At 38.5% G+C, this 17,577-nt stretch carries 22 protein-coding genes and 1 riboswitch; of the genes, 11 read left to right on the top strand and 11 right to left on the bottom strand.

The window, feature by feature from the left end:
• The first annotated feature begins 21 nt into the window (after positions 1-21).
• Positions 22-459: a Dps family protein gene (locus PZE06_RS14580; protein WP_150916863.1), complete on the top strand. Its 438-nt coding sequence runs from the start codon at positions 22-24 to the stop codon at positions 457-459.
• Between the two features lie 77 nt (positions 460-536).
• Here the strand turns inward: PZE06_RS14580 and PZE06_RS14585 are convergent, their stop codons facing one another.
• Entirely contained in the window at positions 537-794 is a 258-nt protein-coding gene (locus PZE06_RS14585; protein WP_150916861.1) for a DUF6154 family protein, read from the bottom strand.
• Positions 795-1,000: 206 nt separating this feature from the next.
• On the opposite strand from PZE06_RS14585, the gene PZE06_RS14590 reads away from it, so the two are divergent.
• On the top strand, positions 1,001-1,321 hold the full coding sequence (locus PZE06_RS14590) for an uL15 family ribosomal protein (protein ID WP_150916859.1): 321 nt from the start codon (positions 1,001-1,003) through the stop codon (positions 1,319-1,321).
• 128 nt (positions 1,322-1,449) lie between these two features.
• The gene (gene ytkD, locus PZE06_RS14595; protein WP_150916857.1) at positions 1,450-1,923 is read left to right on the top strand and encodes an RNA deprotection pyrophosphohydrolase; all 474 of its coding nucleotides are present in this window, start codon (positions 1,450-1,452) and stop codon (positions 1,921-1,923) included.
• A gap of 538 nt (positions 1,924-2,461) precedes the next feature.
• Here ytkD and PZE06_RS14600 read toward each other — a convergent pair.
• From PZE06_RS14600 to PZE06_RS14610, 3 genes are all read right to left on the bottom strand, one after another.
• A complete protein-coding gene (locus PZE06_RS14600) occupies positions 2,462-3,268 on the bottom strand; it encodes an ABC transporter permease (protein WP_150916855.1) in 807 nt (268 codons plus the stop codon).
• Positions 3,252-4,025 carry an ABC transporter ATP-binding protein gene (locus PZE06_RS14605; RefSeq protein ID WP_150916853.1) on the bottom strand — a complete coding sequence of 258 codons (774 nt, stop codon included), beginning with the start codon at positions 4,023-4,025 and terminating at the stop codon, positions 3,252-3,254. Before PZE06_RS14605 ends, PZE06_RS14600 begins: the two co-directional genes overlap by 17 nt.
• 124 nt (positions 4,026-4,149) lie before the next feature.
• A complete protein-coding gene (locus PZE06_RS14610) occupies positions 4,150-5,145 on the bottom strand; it encodes an ABC transporter substrate-binding protein (RefSeq protein ID WP_150916851.1) in 996 nt (331 codons plus the stop codon).
• A 145-nt stretch (positions 5,146-5,290) separates the two neighbouring features.
• Between PZE06_RS14610 and PZE06_RS14615 the strand changes: the two genes are divergently transcribed.
• Positions 5,291-6,076 (top strand): alpha/beta hydrolase family protein, encoded by a 786-nt coding sequence (locus tag PZE06_RS14615; protein ID WP_150916849.1) that lies wholly within the window; start codon positions 5,291-5,293, stop codon positions 6,074-6,076.
• A 70-nt stretch (positions 6,077-6,146) separates the two neighbouring features.
• A complete protein-coding gene (locus PZE06_RS14620; RefSeq protein WP_150916847.1) occupies positions 6,147-6,389 on the top strand; it encodes a DUF2584 domain-containing protein in 243 nt (80 codons plus the stop codon).
• A 234-nt stretch (positions 6,390-6,623) separates the two neighbouring features.
• Here the strand turns inward: PZE06_RS14620 and pckA are convergent, their stop codons facing one another.
• Positions 6,624-8,210 (bottom strand): phosphoenolpyruvate carboxykinase (ATP), encoded by a 1,587-nt coding sequence (gene pckA, locus PZE06_RS14625; RefSeq protein WP_150916845.1) that lies wholly within the window; start codon positions 8,208-8,210, stop codon positions 6,624-6,626.
• A gap of 213 nt (positions 8,211-8,423) precedes the next feature.
• On the opposite strand from pckA, the gene PZE06_RS14630 reads away from it, so the two are divergent.
• Together PZE06_RS14630 and metK are read left to right on the top strand one after the other, a co-directional pair.
• Positions 8,424-8,807, top strand: coding sequence for a thiol-disulfide oxidoreductase DCC family protein (locus tag PZE06_RS14630; protein WP_225310701.1), 384 nt, complete (start codon positions 8,424-8,426; stop codon positions 8,805-8,807).
• A gap of 99 nt (positions 8,808-8,906) precedes the next feature.
• Positions 8,907-9,049, top strand: a riboswitch (SAM riboswitch).
• Positions 9,050-9,439: 390 nt separating this feature from the next.
• Positions 9,440-10,642, top strand: a complete 1,203-nt coding sequence (gene metK, locus PZE06_RS14635) for a methionine adenosyltransferase (RefSeq protein WP_150916843.1) — start codon at positions 9,440-9,442, stop codon at positions 10,640-10,642.
• A gap of 106 nt (positions 10,643-10,748) precedes the next feature.
• On the opposite strand, the gene PZE06_RS14640 is transcribed toward metK, so the two are convergent.
• The 4 genes from PZE06_RS14640 to PZE06_RS14655 form a co-directional block, all read right to left on the bottom strand.
• Positions 10,749-11,234, bottom strand: coding sequence for a hypothetical protein (locus PZE06_RS14640; RefSeq protein ID WP_150916841.1), 486 nt, complete (start codon positions 11,232-11,234; stop codon positions 10,749-10,751).
• A gap of 149 nt (positions 11,235-11,383) precedes the next feature.
• On the bottom strand, positions 11,384-12,061 hold the full coding sequence (locus PZE06_RS14645; protein WP_150916839.1) for a DUF3169 family protein: 678 nt from the start codon (positions 12,059-12,061) through the stop codon (positions 11,384-11,386).
• Positions 12,058-12,264, bottom strand: a complete 207-nt coding sequence (locus PZE06_RS14650; protein WP_137744759.1) for a helix-turn-helix transcriptional regulator — start codon at positions 12,262-12,264, stop codon at positions 12,058-12,060. Before PZE06_RS14650 ends, PZE06_RS14645 begins: the two co-directional genes overlap by 4 nt.
• Before the next feature lie 227 nt (positions 12,265-12,491).
• Complete coding sequence (locus tag PZE06_RS14655) at positions 12,492-13,010, bottom strand: gamma carbonic anhydrase (RefSeq protein WP_150916837.1); 519 nt, start codon at positions 13,008-13,010, stop codon at positions 12,492-12,494.
• A 248-nt stretch (positions 13,011-13,258) separates the two neighbouring features.
• Here PZE06_RS14655 and PZE06_RS14660 point away from each other — a divergent pair, with 248 nt between their 5' ends.
• Together PZE06_RS14660 and PZE06_RS14665 are read left to right on the top strand one after the other, a co-directional pair.
• Positions 13,259-14,062 carry an alpha/beta hydrolase gene (locus PZE06_RS14660; protein ID WP_095312688.1) on the top strand — a complete coding sequence of 268 codons (804 nt, stop codon included), beginning with the start codon at positions 13,259-13,261 and terminating at the stop codon, positions 14,060-14,062.
• 12 nt (positions 14,063-14,074) lie between these two features.
• On the top strand, positions 14,075-15,163 hold the full coding sequence (locus tag PZE06_RS14665; RefSeq protein WP_150916835.1) for a tetraprenyl-beta-curcumene synthase family protein: 1,089 nt from the start codon (positions 14,075-14,077) through the stop codon (positions 15,161-15,163).
• 41 nt (positions 15,164-15,204) lie between these two features.
• On the opposite strand, the gene mnmM is transcribed toward PZE06_RS14665, so the two are convergent.
• Both mnmM and mnmL read right to left on the bottom strand, forming a co-directional pair.
• Positions 15,205-15,777 carry a tRNA 5-(aminomethyl)-2-thiouridylate-methyltransferase MnmM gene (mnmM, locus tag PZE06_RS14670; protein ID WP_150916833.1) on the bottom strand — a complete coding sequence of 191 codons (573 nt, stop codon included), beginning with the start codon at positions 15,775-15,777 and terminating at the stop codon, positions 15,205-15,207.
• Entirely contained in the window at positions 15,777-16,727 is a 951-nt protein-coding gene (mnmL, locus tag PZE06_RS14675) for a tRNA modification radical SAM protein MnmL/YtqA (RefSeq protein WP_150916831.1), read from the bottom strand. Before mnmL ends, mnmM begins: the two co-directional genes overlap by 1 nt.
• A gap of 274 nt (positions 16,728-17,001) precedes the next feature.
• On the opposite strand from mnmL, the gene PZE06_RS14680 reads away from it, so the two are divergent.
• Both PZE06_RS14680 and PZE06_RS14685 read left to right on the top strand, forming a co-directional pair.
• Positions 17,002-17,265, top strand: a complete 264-nt coding sequence (locus PZE06_RS14680; RefSeq protein WP_150916829.1) for a YtzC family protein — start codon at positions 17,002-17,004, stop codon at positions 17,263-17,265.
• Positions 17,266-17,279: 14 nt separating this feature from the next.
• Entirely contained in the window at positions 17,280-17,444 is a 165-nt protein-coding gene (locus PZE06_RS14685; protein ID WP_150916827.1) for a glycogen biosynthesis protein GlgD, read from the top strand.
• Positions 17,445-17,577: the final 133 nt, after the last annotated feature.

The raw sequence follows: 17,577 nt of genomic DNA on the forward strand, positions 1-17,577 counted from the left end.
TAGGAATGGGAGGTTGATAAAATGTCAAACAAATTAGTACAAGCTGTCAATAAGCAAGTAGCCAATTGGACCGTTCTTTATGTGAAACTCCATAACTATCATTGGTATATAAAAGGGCGGCATTTTTTCACCTTACATGAAAAGTTTGAAGAGCTCTACAATGAAGCAAATCAACATATCGATGAGTTAGCAGAAAGGATTCTAGCACTTGAAGGACATCCTGTTGCAACAATGGAGGACTGTTTAAAGATGGCCTCTGTCAAAGAAGCAACTGGCACTGAGAATGAAGAAGAGATGGTTAGAACGATTACAGCTGATTTTGAAACAATGGTCGGCGAACTTCAGGAAGGAATTGAGTTAGCAGAGGAAGCAAGTGATGAAGGAACAGCGGATATGCTAATTGCCATTAAACAAAGCTTGAAAAAGCATATTTGGATGTTCAAAGCGTTCTTGAGCTAAAAAATAAAAGAAGCTGGTTATTGTGAACGATGCTGTTCAAATAGCCAGCTTCTTTTCGCAAAAATATGTATGCGCTTTTAATGTAGGTTTCGTGAGTGCGGAGATGATGTTCGCTGTTGGCCGTAGCTTTCTTGGGCAAATTTCCCCTTTAAAGTTTCAATCATATATAATCCGATTAAGTCATAGAGCTCCTGTTTATCTAAATCTTTAATGATATTCATCAAATCGTCATAGGTCATTTCTTCTAATAAAGCAAATGCGAGCATGTCAATATCTTCGTCATCCCCGGTCAATTTATCACGATAAAATTCAAAAATCTCGTCTATCAATTTCATAGTTCCACCCCCAATTTTTTATACAATACCCTAAATGGATGATAGTTATTCCTATTATACATGAAAATTATTAGAAAAAGATGAGTAAAGGCCTAGAAAAAAACGAATGCTAGTAAGAAAAGTGCAAGTATTTTATGGCCGGGTACATAGTGACGATATCATGCAGTCAACATCGGCAGTTCAAATTTGAAAAAGGAGGATTCATCATGAGTCAGGAGAAAAAGACGTATTATATCACTGTAGGAACTGGCGAAATCACGAAAAGTCGCACCGATTCCGCATGGAATTTTAAAATAGAAGCAACAGATGATGAGATTATTCAACTGCGCGAGCTGTTTGAACAAAATTATTCAACGGAATGGCAAAATTTTTTTCGCGCCCATGTACCGTATGTACAATATCATCATGACCGTGAAAATGATCAATACGACGATACAATCGTTCAAGTATATCAAATGATCTATAATCTAGGTGACGCTGAAGCGAAGCAGCATATTGAATCGATGGGAATCATTAAAGATCTGTAAATCTGTTAACGTTTAAACTCTTCGTAGAACGAACTTTCTCCAGCAAATGTTATAATAATGGTGCGAATATTACATAAGAAGAGTTGCTCCATTAGGAAGGAAATCTTTCCGGGAGTATTGGAGGATTTATGGATACGTTTAAAGATTTTTTCGGTGCTACTGTTCGTCTAGCCTTTAAAAAGGGTTCATTTAATGAAGCACCAAGGCATGTACTCGTTATTTGCGAATATCAGAATGAATGGCTTTTAACGAAGCACTCTGTACGTGGCTTAGAATTTCCTGGAGGTAAGGTTGAACCAGGTGAATCAATCGAAGAGGCTGCCAAAAGAGAAGTATACGAAGAAACGGGCGCTAAACTCGAAACACTGCAACTGATTGGGGAATATGAAGTAGAAAATGACAGAGAAACTTTTGTAAAAGCGATTTTTTATGGTAAGATCAGCCACCTAGAAAAAAGGCCCCATTTTCATGAAACAGAAGGTCCAGCACTGATTAGCGGAAATCTTCTGGAAGAACGTTTTAACGATACCTATAGTTTTATTATGAAAGATTCGGTCATTGAAAAAAGCCTGCTTTTTATCGAAAAACTGAAAAACAGGTAAATTCATATAATACAGCTTCAGCTAGTTGCACTTTCACGCTAACGGCAATATACATCAGCGTAAAAATTTGGAGAGAACGACACGGTTTGTTTGGAATGAGCGAGATATGTGAAGGTGTAGTCCGACTGGGCGGTCTATTCGAGTGAAAAATGCGAAGGCTCTAAGAGGTGTAATCGAGCGAAAGTGAAAATGTTCAACTCGAATAAGGTTCTTATCGTCTGGAACGAGTGAAGCGTGTAAGGATGTAGTCCGAATACGAGGTCTATTAGGACAAATTGAGTAAAGTGTAAGGCTCTAAGTTCGAATAATAAGAGGCGTGATCGGAACAGAACGGTCAAAGCGAGAAAGTCTCCAGTCCGAATACTCCCAATTCGTCTGACTGGAACAAACAAAACCCGTTCAATCCGATTAATAGTGCCAGTATAAAACAAACTACCGGAACAAATGTCATTTTTTTCTGCCCCGACAGAACAGAGGACAGCAGTTTTAGAAATCCTGCAAAAACAGACCGCTGAAAGCTTTTTTCAGCGGTCTGTTTTTAATTATGTTTTATGAGCTTTTTTTCGAGCAGTTCCACTAATTGATACATAATGGTGGCGAATACTGCGATGACAAGTAGGGAAAGCAAGACAAGGGTAAAATTAAACACTTGAAAGCCATAAATGATCATATAGCCTAATCCTCTTTGGGAAACGAGGAATTCTCCGACAATGACACCAACCCATGATAATCCTACGTTTACTTTTAAAGTGGAGATAATGGTTGGGAACGAGGCGGGGAGAATCGCTTCTTTGAACGATTGGAATCGATTTGCGCCGAATGTTTGTAAAACCTTTAAATAATTGGCATCTACTTCTCTGAAAGAAGTATATACAACAATGGTTGTGATGATGACAGAGATAATGGCACCCATGGCGATAATCGAAGTCATACTAGGACCTAGAGCTACGATTAATATGGGGCCTAAAGCAACCTTAGGCATCGAATTTAAGATGACGAGATACGGGTCTAATACTTTGGAAAGAAATGGCGACCACCAAAGGACTGCAGCTAGAATGGTACCGAGTAGAGTTCCAAGGATAAAACCAAAGACGGTTTCTGTTAAAGTATAGCCTAAATCCAAAAACAGTGAACCGTCCATAACTTTATTGATAAAGAGGTTCCATACTTTTGAAGGTGCACTAAAAATAAGTGGATCAATCCATTGCTTTTGGCTGAAAAGCTCCCAACCAGCGAAAAAGACGACGAAGATAACAAGCTGATAAAAGCGAACCCAACGATTCTCACGTTTTAAGGACTGGATATATTTTTTATGGAGGAGCTCTGTTTTATTGTTCAGGTTCAATTTGCTCCAACTCCTTCCATATCTTTTGAAAAATTTCAGGATATTTTTCATGATTTCTTGCATGAAATGGTGTCAACGTTCGTAATTGCTCAGGAATTGTAAATGTTTGATAGATTTGACCTGGCCTTGGGGAAAAAAGATAGATACGGTCGCTCATGGCAATCGCTTCTCCAATATCATGGGTAACTAAAATGGCTGTTTTTCCAAAGGATTTAAGTGTGTTCGAAACGAGATCTTCAAGACGGAGTTTTGTTTGGTAGTCCAGTGCTGAAAAGGGTTCATCGAGCAATAACAATTTTGGCTCTGTTGCGAGTGTTCTGACTAAGGCAGCTCTTTGCCGCATTCCCCCTGATAATTGTGAGGGATACTGCTTTTCAACGCCTTCTAACCCTATCTGTTCGAGGAGGGCAATCGTAGCCTGTTTTTTCTCCCGGGTTAGTAAGTTATTTAACTTTAAGCCTAAAAGAATATTTTCTTCAATTGTTTTCCAGGGAAATAAATAATCCTGTTGTAGCATATAACCAATCTGGTGATGAGCCTTTTCAAGTGTTTGATTTTCCAATGTTACTTTGCCTTCTGTCGGTTTTAGTAACCCTGCAATAACGGAAAGCAATGTCGTTTTACCGCACCCACTAGGACCGAGAAAGGAGATAAATTCCCCTTCCTCCACCTCTAGCGAGATATTGGAGAGGGCCGTTGTTGCAGAGTTTTTGCTAAAGTAAGTATGATGTATTCCATCGATCTTTAAGAATCCCATTTAACTTGCGGCCTCCTCATTAAAAACCAGTTTTTGAAATTAAGAATTTTCCTTATACTATACTATTACGCTACTGAAAGAAGGGTAACGGCCATTTCGTCAAGGTAATTGCTACAAATAATATCTATTCCATGACACTTTCAGCGATGTCTGTATTGACTAAGCTATTGTAATCGATGCGCTCAGGTAGTTCTCCCGCTTCGTCCATTATATTTTGCAAATTGTTCCATTCGTCTTCATCAAGAACTGGATCGACTGCAAAGGAATCCTGCCCTTTGTAACGTTCTACGACCATTTCAATAATGTCTAGCTCTGTATCAGCAAAATGCGGTTGAATAGCTTTCGCTACTTCTTGTGCGCTATTTTCTTCTACCCATTTTTGCGCTTTATAAATCGCTCGAGTGAATTTTTCAACCAATTCTTTGTTTTCTTCAATATAGCTTTGTTTAGCCATATAGCTTGTGTATGGAACATGGCCAGATTCTTCACCAAAGGAGGCAACAATATAGCCTCGGCCTTCTTGTTCAAACACGCTTGCCTGAGGCTCGAACAATTGAACAAAATCTCCTGTTCCAGAAGCAAATGCGCTTGAAATATTAGCAAAATCAATATTTTGAATAAGCTCAAGGTCAGCATGGGGATCGATATCATGTTTTTTCAACACGAATTCTCCAACCATTTGCGGCATGCCTCCCTTTCGTTGACCAAGAAAAGTCACGCCTTTAAGCTGATCCCAAGAGAAATTATCGATTTTTTCTCGAGATACAAGAAAGGTTCCGTCTGTTTGAGTAAGCTGAGCAAAATTGATCACTTGATCACTAGCTCCTTGTGCGGCAACATATATGGAGGTTTCAGAACCAACAAGACCAATATCAGCACCGTCTGATAAAAGGGCGGTCATTACTTTATCTCCGCCAGGGGTAAGAGTAAGTTCAATATTTAATCCCTCTTCCTCAAAAAATCCTTTTTCAATTGCGACATATTGGGGGGCATAAAATATCGAATGAGTCACTTCAGCAACACGAACGGTTTGAACCTCTTCATTATTACAAGCAGCTAAAGCTATAATAAGAATAGCTGTTAAAAGACTAGCGAAACTTATCTTGAACCACTTTTTCATGTTTTGACCTCCTTAGGTGAAATCATGTGAAATTGTATTTAACCATCTATATGAAAGGTTTATAAGCCTAACATATCGTATGAAATGATAAAAAATGTGTGAATGCCTAGACAAAAATGACGAACTATTTTTAGGAGTTGAACATATGCAGTGGGATGACGGTCAAATTATCACGAAACAAAAATTTCCTTCACCACATCCACAGATCGATCTCTACACGATTACCTATATGTCAGACGGTTTTAAAGTGAAAGGATTGCTCGCTGAACCGAAAGATGGAGGTCGGTACGGAGGATTCCTCTATTTGCGCGGAGGAATTAAAAATGTTGGAAAGGTTCGTCCAAGCAGGATCGTCCAATTTGCAGTAGAGGGATTTATCGTTTTTGCCCCTTTCTATAGAGGGAATCAGGGGGGAGAAGGGAATGAGGATTTTGCTGGAGATGATCGCAAGGACGCTTTCTCCGCATTTAAATTACTTCAGGCTCACCCAAGAGTGGACAAGATCCATGTATTTGGCTTTTCTAGAGGAGGAGTGATGGCACTTTTCACCGGAATCACTTTTCCAAATGTGGCTTCTGTAGTTACTTGGGGCGGGGTAAGTGATATGTTTCTTACTTACGTGGAAAGAAAAGATCTGCGAAGAATGATGAAAAGAGTGATTGGAGGGACACCGAGTAAATATCCTGAACGCTATCAATATCGAACGCCATTATTACAATTGGAAAGCTTGGAAGCCCCAATTCTCATTATCCATGGGGTCAAGGATAAAAATGTGTCCGTCGAACATGCTTATCGACTTGAAAAAAAGTTAAAAGCACTAAATAAAAGGGTGGAAAGTTGGTATTTTACTGAATACACCCATTATTTCCCTCCGCTAGTTAATCGCCAAATTGTTGGAGATTTGACGAAATGGATGAAAAAGCAAGAGTGAAAATGGTAAGATAAAAATATATAGGAGTCTTTGTAAGAAAGAAGTTCTACATGGCAAAGGAGAGAGAACGATGGGTATGCCTTTGGAATTAAATACAATGATTGTGACGAAAGGAAATGAAACGCGTGTAAGGGAGAATCTTTTTACGCTGGTAAAGGAAGGGTTTCGACTATATCCAATAGAAATTCCGATTGAAGTGAGAAGAACGATTGATGGTGATTTAATTGGCATTGCTAAAATTAAAAAAGTGGAATGGGAGAAGAATGAAACGACATTGCACTATCAATTGATTGCTTTGAATTCTACAAATTAAAAATCGCTTTTTGGGTTTCCGGAATTGTAGGGTGAAATTCCGGAATTAATGCAATTTTTCCGGGAATACATCCGTTTTTTCCGGAATTAAGCAGAAAAATTCCGGAATTAATCACGATTTTTCCGGAATCCACCTTCGTCTAAGTAGTATGCACGATTTTTGTTTGTAGTTATTACAGTTGTTAAAAAAAGCTCCTCTGTAAGAGAAGCTTTTAGGTCACAAAATGAGCAGTGATTAAGAAAGTGGCCCGCCTTGTTCACGAATAGATGCGGGTACATCTGTGAATTTCTCGAAGTTTTTCTTGAATTTTTTTGCTAATTCCTTCGCTTTGTTTTCATAAGCAGTTTGATCAGCCCATGTTTTATGTGGCAGCAATACTTCATCTGGTACGCCAGGAACGTGGAGGGGGATATTTAAGCCAAAGAAATGGTCTTTTACCGTTTCGACATTGTTTAACTCCCCTTCAAGGGCCGCGTGGACCATTGCCCTTGTATAGCTTAGCTTCATGCGGCTGCCCACACCATATTCTCCCCCAGTCCAGCCTGTGTTAACAAGATATACTTGAGCGTTATGCTCATCGATTTTTTCTCCGAGCATTTCTGCATAACGAGTCGCTGGCAATGGAAGAAATGGCGAACCAAAGCAGGTAGAGAACGTCGCTTCAGGAGAGGTAACTCCCCGTTCTGTTCCAGCCAATTTAGAAGTATAGCCACTTAGAAAATGATACATTGCTTGTTCTTTTGTTAATTTTGCGATTGGTGGAAGTACACCAAATGCATCAGCAGTTAAAAAGACGATAGCATTTGGATGACCGGCGATGCTCGGATCGACAATATTGTCAATAGCCTGAATAGGATAAGCCGCACGGGTATTTTCCGTTAATGAGCCATCATCATAGTCAGCAACTCGAGTTTCTGGATTAAGAATGACATTTTCTAACACTGAACCGAATCGAATGGCTTCGAAAATTTGCGGTTCTTTCTTATAGGAAAGATTAATGCATTTTGCATAACACCCACCTTCAATGTTAAAAACGCCATTTGCTGACCAGCCGTGTTCATCATCTCCAATAAGCCGGCGATGCGGATCAGCAGATAATGTTGTTTTACCCGTACCAGAGAGGCCAAAAAATAAGGCGACGTCTCCTTCTTGCCCCACATTGGCAGAACAATGCATGGGTAAAATGCCGTTTTCAGGAAGTAAGTAATTCATAATGGAAAAGATCGACTTTTTGATTTCACCTGCATATTCTGTTCCACCAATTAATACAGTTTTACGCTCAAATGATATAATAATAAAGGTTTCAGACTTTGTTCCGTCAACAGTCGGATCGGCTTTGAAATCTGGAGCAGAAATGACAGTGAATTGAGCCTGATGGTTGTCTAGTTCATCTTTCGTTGGTCGAATAAATAATTGATGGGCAAATAGATTATGCCAAGCATATTCATTAATTACTTGAATCGGAAGCTGTGAATTTTTATCGGCACCAGCAAAGCCTTTAAAAACAAATACTTCATCTTTCTTTTTTAAGTAATTAAGCACCTTTGTGTAAAGGGAGTCAAACGTATCTTCGGAAATCGCCTGGTTGATCGGGCCCCAGTCAATTTTATCTTTTGAAGAACGTTCTTCCACGATGTATTTATCTTTAGGGGAACGTCCAGTATAGGTTCCAGTAGTAGCACATATTGCTCCAGTAGAGGTAAGAACTCCTTCATTTCGTCGCAAAACTTTTTCGACTAATTGGGGAACAGATAGCTGGATATGAACATTATTTTGTTGTAGCAATTCATTTAGTTCATTAGTAAGGCTAACTGAATTCATTTGATGAATACCTTCTTTCAATATAGTTTAAAAATGTATTTCTCGAAAGCGATATCATAATACGATTAGTATAACACATTTATCTCATTAGTCTATACTAATTCGTGGAAAATGCCACTGAATATCCAAAAAGTTTCAATGGTTAAGGAAAATTACTAGAGTTCTTTTAGCAATACGATGATCATAATATATTCATTCTTTAACAGGAAGGGAATGGGAAAGTTGGAAATTGTGGCATTATATGATGGAAATTGTGCGTTATGCTTGAGAACAAAGACTATATTACAAAAAATAGATTTATTTAAAAAAGTTACTTGGCTTTCTTTACAAGAGTTTGAGGAAGTTCAAAAGGATGCTAGATTTACAGCAAAGGAATTAAGAAGTGAGCTTCATATTCTTCTTCCAAATCAACGGGTGCTTAAGGGATATAAAGCTGTAAGAAGAATTTTGCTCATTAGCCCTTATACATTTATCTTTGCAAGTATATTATATTTGCCTTTTCTGCATTTCATAGGAGATCCTATTTACAGGTGGATTGCCCGAAATCGGCATTTATTTTTCAAGCAAAAATGTGATGATGGAAGTTGCTCCTTATAGTGAATCTTTCGCCATGAAAATGAAAAAATTAAAAGAATTATTCCATAGCTGTTGACACATATGCACTCGTTCGTTATGATCTACACTTGAACGGATACTCTCTTATCCCGAGTAGGTGGAGGGACAGGCCCTATGAAACCCAGCAACCGGTTATTAAGTTCAAGATTCTGTTGGAATCCTTGAAAGCTTTGATAGCAATGGTGCTAACCTGAAGCAAGGATAAAGTCCTTGAACGATAAGAGTGAAAGGCGAGAATTGTTTACATACTCCTTTCCTCTTCTTAGGAAAGGTTTTTTTGTGTTTAGTGCAAGTGGTTTATCATCTAACAAAACTAAGAGTTCTTTAAGTTTGCCGGTGATGGGCAGCAAGGAGAGCTCCTTAGAAAGATAAGCTGCATTAGATTTGTGGTGAAGGCACCTTGTACTTTTCAATATTGTAAACAATTGAATGAGTTTCAAGATGGCAGAACGATTATTTGTTCTCAACATAATATGAAATGAGTTCTTCAACCCTTTTTATGAATTCTTGAAAATCATCATAAAAACTCCATGTTTATTTCATACTACATAGGGAATGAGTTCCGTATCAGCGTGGGGGAAAGCCCTCGTACTTATAGATGAGGAGGAAGTCAGATGTCAAGAAACGCGCGTTTGTTTACTTCTGAGTCAGTTACTGAAGGTCACCCAGATAAAATTTGTGACCAAATTTCTGACGCAATATTGGATGCGATCTTAGCAAAAGATGCTAATGCTCGTGTTGCTGCTGAAACTTCTGTCAATACAGGACTTGTTTTAGTGGCAGGAGAAATTACTACTTCTACATATGTAGATATTCCAAAGATTGTCCGTGAAACGATCAAAGAGATTGGATATAATCGAGCCAAATACGGATTCGATTCTGAAACTTGTGCAGTATTAACTTCGATTGATGAACAATCCCCCGATATTGCTATGGGTGTTGATCAAGCTTTGGAAGCACGTGAAGGCAGTATGACGGATGAAGAAATTGAAGCAATTGGTGCAGGTGACCAAGGATTAATGTTTGGGTTTGCTTGTAATGAAACAAAGGAACTTATGCCGCTTCCGATTTCACTTGCGCATAAATTATCTCGCCGTCTAACAGAAGTTCGGAAAGAAGAGATTCTTCCTTATCTTCGACCGGATGGAAAAACACAAGTGACCGTTGAATATGATAAAAACAACAAGCCGGTCCGCATTGATACCATTGTCATTTCAACACAGCATCACCCTGAAATTACCCTTGAACAAATTCAGCGCAATATTAAAGAGCATGTGATCAGTCCGGTTGTTCCTAGTGAATTAATTGATGAGAATACAAAGTATTTTATCAATCCTACTGGACGATTTGTCATCGGGGGTCCTCAAGGGGATGCAGGCTTAACAGGTCGTAAAATTATTGTAGATACTTATGGTGGTTATGCTCGTCATGGCGGCGGTGCATTCTCTGGTAAAGATCCGACAAAAGTGGATCGCTCTGCAGCCTATGCTGCCCGTTACGTAGCGAAAAATATCGTTGCTGCGGGGCTAGCTGATAAGGTAGAAGTACAGCTAGCTTATGCGATTGGTGTCGCACAACCAGTGTCTATCGCTGTCGATACATTTGGAACAGGGAAAGTAGACGAAAATATTTTAGTCGAAGTAGTTCGCCATAACTTCGATTTACGTCCTGCTGGCATCATTAAGATGTTGGATTTACGCCGTCCGATTTACAAGCAAACAGCTGCTTACGGGCATTTTGGTCGTACAGACATCGACCTTCCGTGGGAGCGTACGGATAAAGCTGATGCTTTGCGTGAGCAGGCATTAAAGGGTTAAAAAGAGGGGGCAGAATTCTCTTTAGTTCCTATCAGACTGCAGACAAACTCGATATTCAAGATTGTCTGCAGTTTTATTATCACTCTGTCAAAGTTTAAAGCTGATATTACTCAATATAGTCAATTAATTTTGCAGGAACCTGTTCAAAAATATAAAGTTCAGGCTTATTAAAAGGTTTGTGCTTTAAATAGTCAGACAGAGTCATCATACTTTTCCAATACTGTTTCATTAACTCCTCCTTTGATGGTAATCCCTCAACAAGGGCCCCGTTACCCCCATCATATTTATCCTCAAGATAAGCAAATAATTCGCTTGATATATCGAAGTTAAAAACTAAGATCTTATCACTAAACATAGGAAAACGATAATACGGTTTTTCATATGGCTCCAAATCTGCACCGAAGGCTACTTTAAAATCAATCCATTTTGGTAAATTCGTTGGTCTGCAACGCTCCGTTAATTCTGGAAAGAAATTAGCACCCCTTGAATACCATCTTGTTGCGGTTCGATGCGTTAATCCTTCTTTTAAAACCTTTTCCGAACTTATATTTTCTCCGAACTCATTTTGAATAGTCATATGATATAAATACAATCAAGCTCCTCCTTTTTTAAGCAAATCTTACCCGGTAGTTGACCAAGTAGTTTTGTTTACAGCGTGAATCTACATAATCTAAGTGTATCATTGTTTCCATATTTTGTATTGGATTTTCATGATGATTTCTTTGAGGATGCTTTCCAAAATTATTTCAGTTTATTTGGCTTTAGGCTAGTCGTGTAGCTTATTTGTATAAGAATGAGTAAAATGCCGATGCCGATTATACTTATTAATTGAGAGTTTCCGCTAAAAATAGAATAGTACATGAGACCGGATGCTAAAATAACAAGGCCCCAAATTAAAAATGAATATACTTTAAGCAAGCTTTTTAAGATGACATATTTTTCACCGTCATCAAATTGGTCAATTACTTCTTGATTATAATGATTGGACTGCGGATTAGGGAATTGAAAGTTTGGATTTGTGATCTTCATAAGCTGAGGATTAGGAAAAAAATTAAAAACAGAAATAATCATTAAAGCAAAGCTCCAAAAAGGCACACTTGGTGCTGTCTCTCGAAGTAGTAAAAAGCCAATAAGCAGTCCGATAAAGGAGAGAGAAAGTGCCATTTGAATAAAAGAAGTGCTCGTATATGCTTTTCTCTCTAAAGCAATATAGTGGGAATCTTCTTTATCTTTTTCCACTTGTTGTTGACTGCCACGGATAATTTTATAGAATTGAAACCTAGCTATGATTAAAAAAAGAAGTATCGCTATATTTACTAGCATTAAAAGATTTGCATCAAGCGCTCTTTCGTTAAAATGAGAAATTAAATCATTGAGTGCAAATAAAAAGATGATGATGTAAATAACTAAGATTTTCATGATAGCTCCTCCTCGCTAAAAATAAAAACATTCTCTATTGGTTCTTGAAATACTTTGGCGATTCTTATTGCAATCAATAATGATGGCATATATTCATTCCTTTCAATTAGACTGACTGTTTGTCGAGAGATTCTTGCTTTTTTTGCCAGCTCCGTTTGGTTTAGTCCATCTCTAGCTCGCAATTCTTTGAGTCGAGTTTTCATCGTATCACCTCGTATACATAGTAAATTATCTTTGTCCTTTTGACAAGTATAATAGTCAAAAAGACAAAGATAATTTTCTTTTTTGTGAAAAATTTATTATATATTTGGTTTACCTCTTATAAATGCCAAAGCCTCGCAGCTAATGAATTAGCATCGATTTTATCAGCAATATGGTCATGAATAAAAAAAGAGACGCATTGAATAAATGTCGTCTCCAAAAAATGTTTTTATTTGTTTTGCTGCAATTTTTTATAATATTGCCCTTTCTCAGCGTATTCTCTTGTTATTCTTTGCATATCTTTAATATCATCTAGCGTAAGATCTCTAATTACTTTAGCAGGTCTTCCGAACGCTAGTGTATTAGGCGGGATTTTTTTTCCTTGTGGCACAAGGCTTCCAGCTCCAATAAAAGCACCCTCACCAATTTCTGCATTGTCTAAAATAATGGATCCCATTCCAATCAATGAATTTTTGCGAAGAATGCAGCTATGTAAAATCACTTGATGCCCGACGGTAACCTCGTCTTCAAGAATTAATGGGTTGTTCGGGCTTTGGTGAAGGACGCAGTTGTCCTGTACGTTTACTCTTTTGCCGATGATTGTAGGAGCAACATCTCCTCTAATAACTGTATTAAACCAGATGCTTGCTTCGTCACCAATTATCACATCTCCAGTGATTGTGACGTAGTCAGCAATAAAGGCGCTAGCTGAAATTTTGGGAGATGTGTGATGAAATGGATAAATCATGAGCATTCTCTCCTTAAGAGGTTTTACTCCCATTGTACCTAATTTTTGTGTAAAAAGTGTGAATTAATCAGAGGCGGTGGTAAAAACTCTGAGGTTTCGCCTTTTTTGTGTTAAAATGAACTATAATTTCGATTCTTTTTTACCATCAGGTTGAATAGAATGAACCGATTTGACTAAGGTTGTAGGTCTATAACCAATTTAAATAAATGGAAGAACTGTTTGATAAGGGCTTTGTAGGAGGAATATTCATGTGGAAATGGGAACCAGACGGGGAAGCAAAAGGAGTCATAGTCATCGTTCATGGTGCGCTGGAGCATCATCGCCGCTATGGATGGTTAATTGAAATGTGGCGTAAAGAAGGCTTTCAAGTCATCATGGGCGATTTGCCTGGACATGGTCTCACAACAAGGTCTAGAAGAGGGCATATTGATTCTTTTGAGGAGTATATAGCAGAGGTTAAGGACTGGGTGAGGACGGCTTATCAATTCGATTTGCCTGTCTTTCTCCTGGGGCACAGTATGGGGGGATTAATAACGATCCGTTTGCTTCAAGAGGTGAAGCTAGACTTGGCGGGTGTTATTTTATCATCTCCTTGCCTCGGCTTAGTGAAGAAGCCCGGAAAGCTGTTAAACGGCTTAACCCATATTTTAAACGTTGTTGCCCCTGAGTTGCGGGTGGATCCTGGTATTACCGTCAAAATCGCAACCAGAAATAGGGAAGTTCAAGATGTTGACCGAAACGATACGTTATATATTGATAAGGTGTCGGTAAGATGGTTTCGCGAATTAGACAGTTCGATTAAGCTTGCTTTTGAAGAAATAGAAAAAACACATGATGTTCCTCTCCTTGTGATGCAGGGCGGCGATGATAAAATCGTCAATAAGCTCGCTGTTAAAGAATGGTTTAATTATGCACCATTGTCAGAGAAACGCTTTAAGGAATGGCCAAAGTGCTATCATGAAATTTTCAATGATCCTGAAAGGGATGAAGTATTTGAATATGCAAAGGATTTTGTATATAGTCAATTGAAAGCAATTGGTTACATTATTTAACGGAGGATGTTTATGATACCGTCAGAACCGCTTAGTTTAATGTCAAAAGTATATCGCCATATTTTACCAACAGCACATGTTGAGCTTGCTTATTGGAAGAAACGTGCAGAAGAAATTCCTGATCCGGAATTGAGGAAACAGGCATTGGCCAGCATTGAAGGGAAAACCTTCCACTGTGAAGGTGGTTCGATCTTAGCGATTATGGCTGGGGAGAGGTATAAGGAAGCGATTAAATTTATTGTTGCCTATCAAACGATTAGCGATTATTTAGATAATTTATGCGATCGAAGTACTTCATTGAATCCTGATGATTTTTCTGCTTTGCATGAATCCATGGAAGTGGCTTTAACAGTTGGGGCGGAGCAACGAAAGTATTATCGATTTCGAAAGGAATTTGATGATGGAGGGTATTTAGAGGAATTATCGCAAACATGTCAGCATGTTTTGAATAATGTCGCCGCTTATGGTGATATTAAAGACTATTTACTCGAGCTTTGTGGCTATTACTGCGACTTGCAAATACATAAGCATGTTAAGGTTGAAGAACGGATTCCCCGATTGCAAAAATGGTTTAAGCGCCATAAGAATCAAATCCCTGAAATGGAATGGTACGAGTTTTCGGCATGCTCCGGTTCAACGCTTGGGATTTTTTCTTTAGTTTCTCATGGGATGAGCACTGATTTTAATAAAGAAGACGCTGAGAAAATTAAAAATGGCTATTTTCCATATATACAAGGTTTGCATATTCTATTGGATTATTTTATTGATCAAGAAGAAGATCGCCTTGGTGGCGATTTGAATTTTTGTTTTTATTATCAAAATGAAGAAAGTTTATTCGATCGCTTAAAGCATTTTGTCGAGGAAGCGGACAAGCATACTGATGGACTTCCGAATAAACAATTTCATCGCCTCATTAATAGAGGCTTACTTGGAATTTATTTGTCCGATGAAAAAGTTCGCAGGCAGAAATCGGTCAAGTTGCTGGCCAGAGAGATGATTAAAAGCAGCGGATTAGTGAGTTTTTTCTTTTATGTGAACGGACGCCTTTACCGCAAAGTGCAAAAATGGATTCCTTCATTAAAAGTGAAGACCGACTCATAAATTTGAGTCGGTCTTTGTCATTTTATCACAATTACGCATTCTTATCTTTTTTCTATTGCGATGATAAATGGCGGGGCATTTTCTTGATTAATAAATTGGTACTGGAGAACATGAGCCTTTTTTTGTTCGAGCTGTTTCACGTATGAAAGTAGTTCTTCTTTTTCTACTACACCTTCTGGATGACCATGGTAAATGACAAGCACAAGGATCCCTTCTTGAGCAAGGATTTCCAGCAATTGCTCAATCGCTGCTATTGTCGTATTGGGCTGCGTCACTATTGCCTTATTTCCACCAGGTAAGTAGCCTAAATTAAAAATAGCTCCTTTGATTTGCCCATGCATGCTTGCTTGAATAGATTCTGCTATTTTTTCATGTCCCTTGTGAAATAATGTCACTTGATGGCTAAGTCCATGCTCCTGTAAGCGCGTCATCGTGTTAGCAATCGCCGCTTCCTGTATATCAAAGCCAAAAACATGTCCATTTTCTCCAACGAGATTCGCTAAAAATACGGTATCATGACCATTTCCAACGGTCGCATCGATCGCGATATCTCCCGGACCGACTGCATTTGTTAATAATGTTCTTGCAAAAGGCAATATCCCTTGAAGCTTCATTATTTTGCCTCCCAATACTTTCCTTGCCAGCTATTGCGGCGTTTTAGCTCGGCATCGATTGAATTAAGAACCTCCCATTTATTGACACTCCACATCGGACCAACCATTAAATCGATGGGGCCATCTCCCGTGATGCGATGAACAATCATTTCAGGAGGTAAAATTTCTAGCTGATCACATACGAGCTTTACGTAATCTTCTTGAGAAAGGAATTCAAGCATTCCCTTTTCATATTGCTTAACCATAGGTGTCCCTTTTAATAAATGGAGCAGGTGAATTTTTATCCCCTGTACATCAAGCTTAGCTACTTCCTGTGCTGTCTCCATCATCATGTCGTATGATTCTAACGGTAGTCCATTGATGATATGGGAGCATACACGAATGCCATGCTTACGAAGTTTTTCAACCCCTTTTACATAACATTCATAATCATGGGCACGATTAATTAATAAGGCTGTTCTTTCATGTACAGTTTGCAGGCCAAGTTCAACCCAAAGATACGTTCTTTCATGAAGCTCTGCCAAATATTCAACAACATCGTCGGGCAAGCAGTCTGGACGAGTCGCAATCGACAGACCAACAACCCCCTCTTGTGCGAGGACACGCTCGTATTTCTTTCTTAATTCTGCTACTGGAGCGTGAGTGTTTGTATAGGCTTGGAAGTAGGCCATATATTTGCCATCCTTCCATTTTTCATGCATTTTTTCTTTAATTTCATTGAATTGTACTTCAAGATCATCCGCTCGGTTTCCAGCAAAATCTCCTGAGCCTGCTGCACTGCAGAAGGTGCATCCTCCATGGGCAACGGTGCCATCTCGATTCGGGCAATCAAACCCTCCATCTAATGCTACCTTAAATACTTTATGGCCAAATTGCTGGCGTAAATGGTAATTCCATGTATGATAACGTTTATCATCTAATGCATATGGAAAAGGCTTTGTCTGATTCAAATCAGTACCCTCCTTTATTTTCGAAAAAAATATAAACCTTTCGCCACAGAACAAACCAAATGAATAGTGAATTTGTAACGTGAGCGCTCAAGTTTTTAATGAAGCAAGCTTCGCACTTCTATTAAGCATAAGAAAAATTTTAACATGAAATAAGGAATTTTCATAATGGAGTTTATTTCTATAGTAAAAAACGGGTAAGGAGAAGATGGGGTGAACAAACTAAAAAAGAAGCTTTTATGCTTCGTTAAATGAAATGAGTGGGAGGTTTTATAGGATGGCTACTCGTCAATCAATCGAAGACCTTCTTCAGCAGTGCGAGGATGCGATACGCAACGCTCATGAACAATATCAGGATCATACAAGACAGGAACATGATAATGAAACAGAATTTACAGAGGCGATGCAACAAATTGAAACGGCGTATAATGATTTGGCGAAAATGGCTCTCAGTGCAAATGGACAACAGCGCGAACAGCTCCATCGGATGAGACTGCAATTACAGCAAGTGCAAAATAATTTGATCTTACATGAGCATTAAGGAGAGGTTCAAAAGTGAAGAAACGCTCAAAACAAAACAATCCTGAGCAAAAAACACGAAATGGCATTAACAATCAAGATTTAGAGCTTGGACAAGATTTTGATCAGGTAAAAAAAGCTAAAAAGACGTATGAAAAATCAGGAGGACAGCCGATTAAATCAAAATTTCATCAAGAGTAATCGGCTCGTTTTCCAATAAAAAAGAACGGTCTAAAAACGAATTCGCTTTTAGACCGTTCTTTTTTATGGTCTAGAAAAAATTCGTTTTATAAGAAAAAACTGAATAAATTAAATCATTGCACTGAAGGCAAAA

Origin of the sequence: Robertmurraya sp. DFI.2.37 (assembly GCF_029211245.1) — a bacterium.
In the GTDB taxonomy this organism is placed as follows: Bacteria; Bacillota; Bacilli; order Bacillales; family Cytobacillaceae; genus Robertmurraya; species Robertmurraya methanolica_A.

Coding starts and splice junctions, on each gene's coding strand:
- PZE06_RS14580 (WP_150916863.1), top strand. CDS start 22: ATGTCAAACAAATTAGTACAAGCTGTCAATAAGCAAGTAGCCAATTGG.
- PZE06_RS14585 (WP_150916861.1), bottom strand. CDS start 794: ATGAAATTGATAGACGAGATTTTTGAATTTTATCGTGATAAATTGACC.
- PZE06_RS14590 (WP_150916859.1), top strand. CDS start 1,001: ATGAGTCAGGAGAAAAAGACGTATTATATCACTGTAGGAACTGGCGAA.
- ytkD (WP_150916857.1), top strand. CDS start 1,450: ATGGATACGTTTAAAGATTTTTTCGGTGCTACTGTTCGTCTAGCCTTT.
- PZE06_RS14605 (WP_150916853.1), bottom strand. CDS start 4,025: ATGGGATTCTTAAAGATCGATGGAATACATCATACTTACTTTAGCAAA.
- PZE06_RS14610 (WP_150916851.1), bottom strand. CDS start 5,145: ATGAAAAAGTGGTTCAAGATAAGTTTCGCTAGTCTTTTAACAGCTATT.
- PZE06_RS14615 (WP_150916849.1), top strand. CDS start 5,291: ATGCAGTGGGATGACGGTCAAATTATCACGAAACAAAAATTTCCTTCA.
- PZE06_RS14620 (WP_150916847.1), top strand. CDS start 6,147: ATGGGTATGCCTTTGGAATTAAATACAATGATTGTGACGAAAGGAAAT.
- pckA (WP_150916845.1), bottom strand. CDS start 8,210: ATGAATTCAGTTAGCCTTACTAATGAACTAAATGAATTGCTACAACAA.
- PZE06_RS14630 (WP_225310701.1), top strand. CDS start 8,424: ATGGGAAAGTTGGAAATTGTGGCATTATATGATGGAAATTGTGCGTTA.
- metK (WP_150916843.1), top strand. CDS start 9,440: ATGTCAAGAAACGCGCGTTTGTTTACTTCTGAGTCAGTTACTGAAGGT.
- PZE06_RS14645 (WP_150916839.1), bottom strand. CDS start 12,061: ATGAAAATCTTAGTTATTTACATCATCATCTTTTTATTTGCACTCAAT.
- PZE06_RS14650 (WP_137744759.1), bottom strand. CDS start 12,264: ATGAAAACTCGACTCAAAGAATTGCGAGCTAGAGATGGACTAAACCAA.
- PZE06_RS14655 (WP_150916837.1), bottom strand. CDS start 13,010: ATGATTTATCCATTTCATCACACATCTCCCAAAATTTCAGCTAGCGCC.
- PZE06_RS14660 (WP_095312688.1), top strand. CDS start 13,259: ATGTGGAAATGGGAACCAGACGGGGAAGCAAAAGGAGTCATAGTCATC.
- PZE06_RS14665 (WP_150916835.1), top strand. CDS start 14,075: ATGATACCGTCAGAACCGCTTAGTTTAATGTCAAAAGTATATCGCCAT.
- mnmM (WP_150916833.1), bottom strand. CDS start 15,777: ATGAAGCTTCAAGGGATATTGCCTTTTGCAAGAACATTATTAACAAAT.
- PZE06_RS14680 (WP_150916829.1), top strand. CDS start 17,002: ATGGCTACTCGTCAATCAATCGAAGACCTTCTTCAGCAGTGCGAGGAT.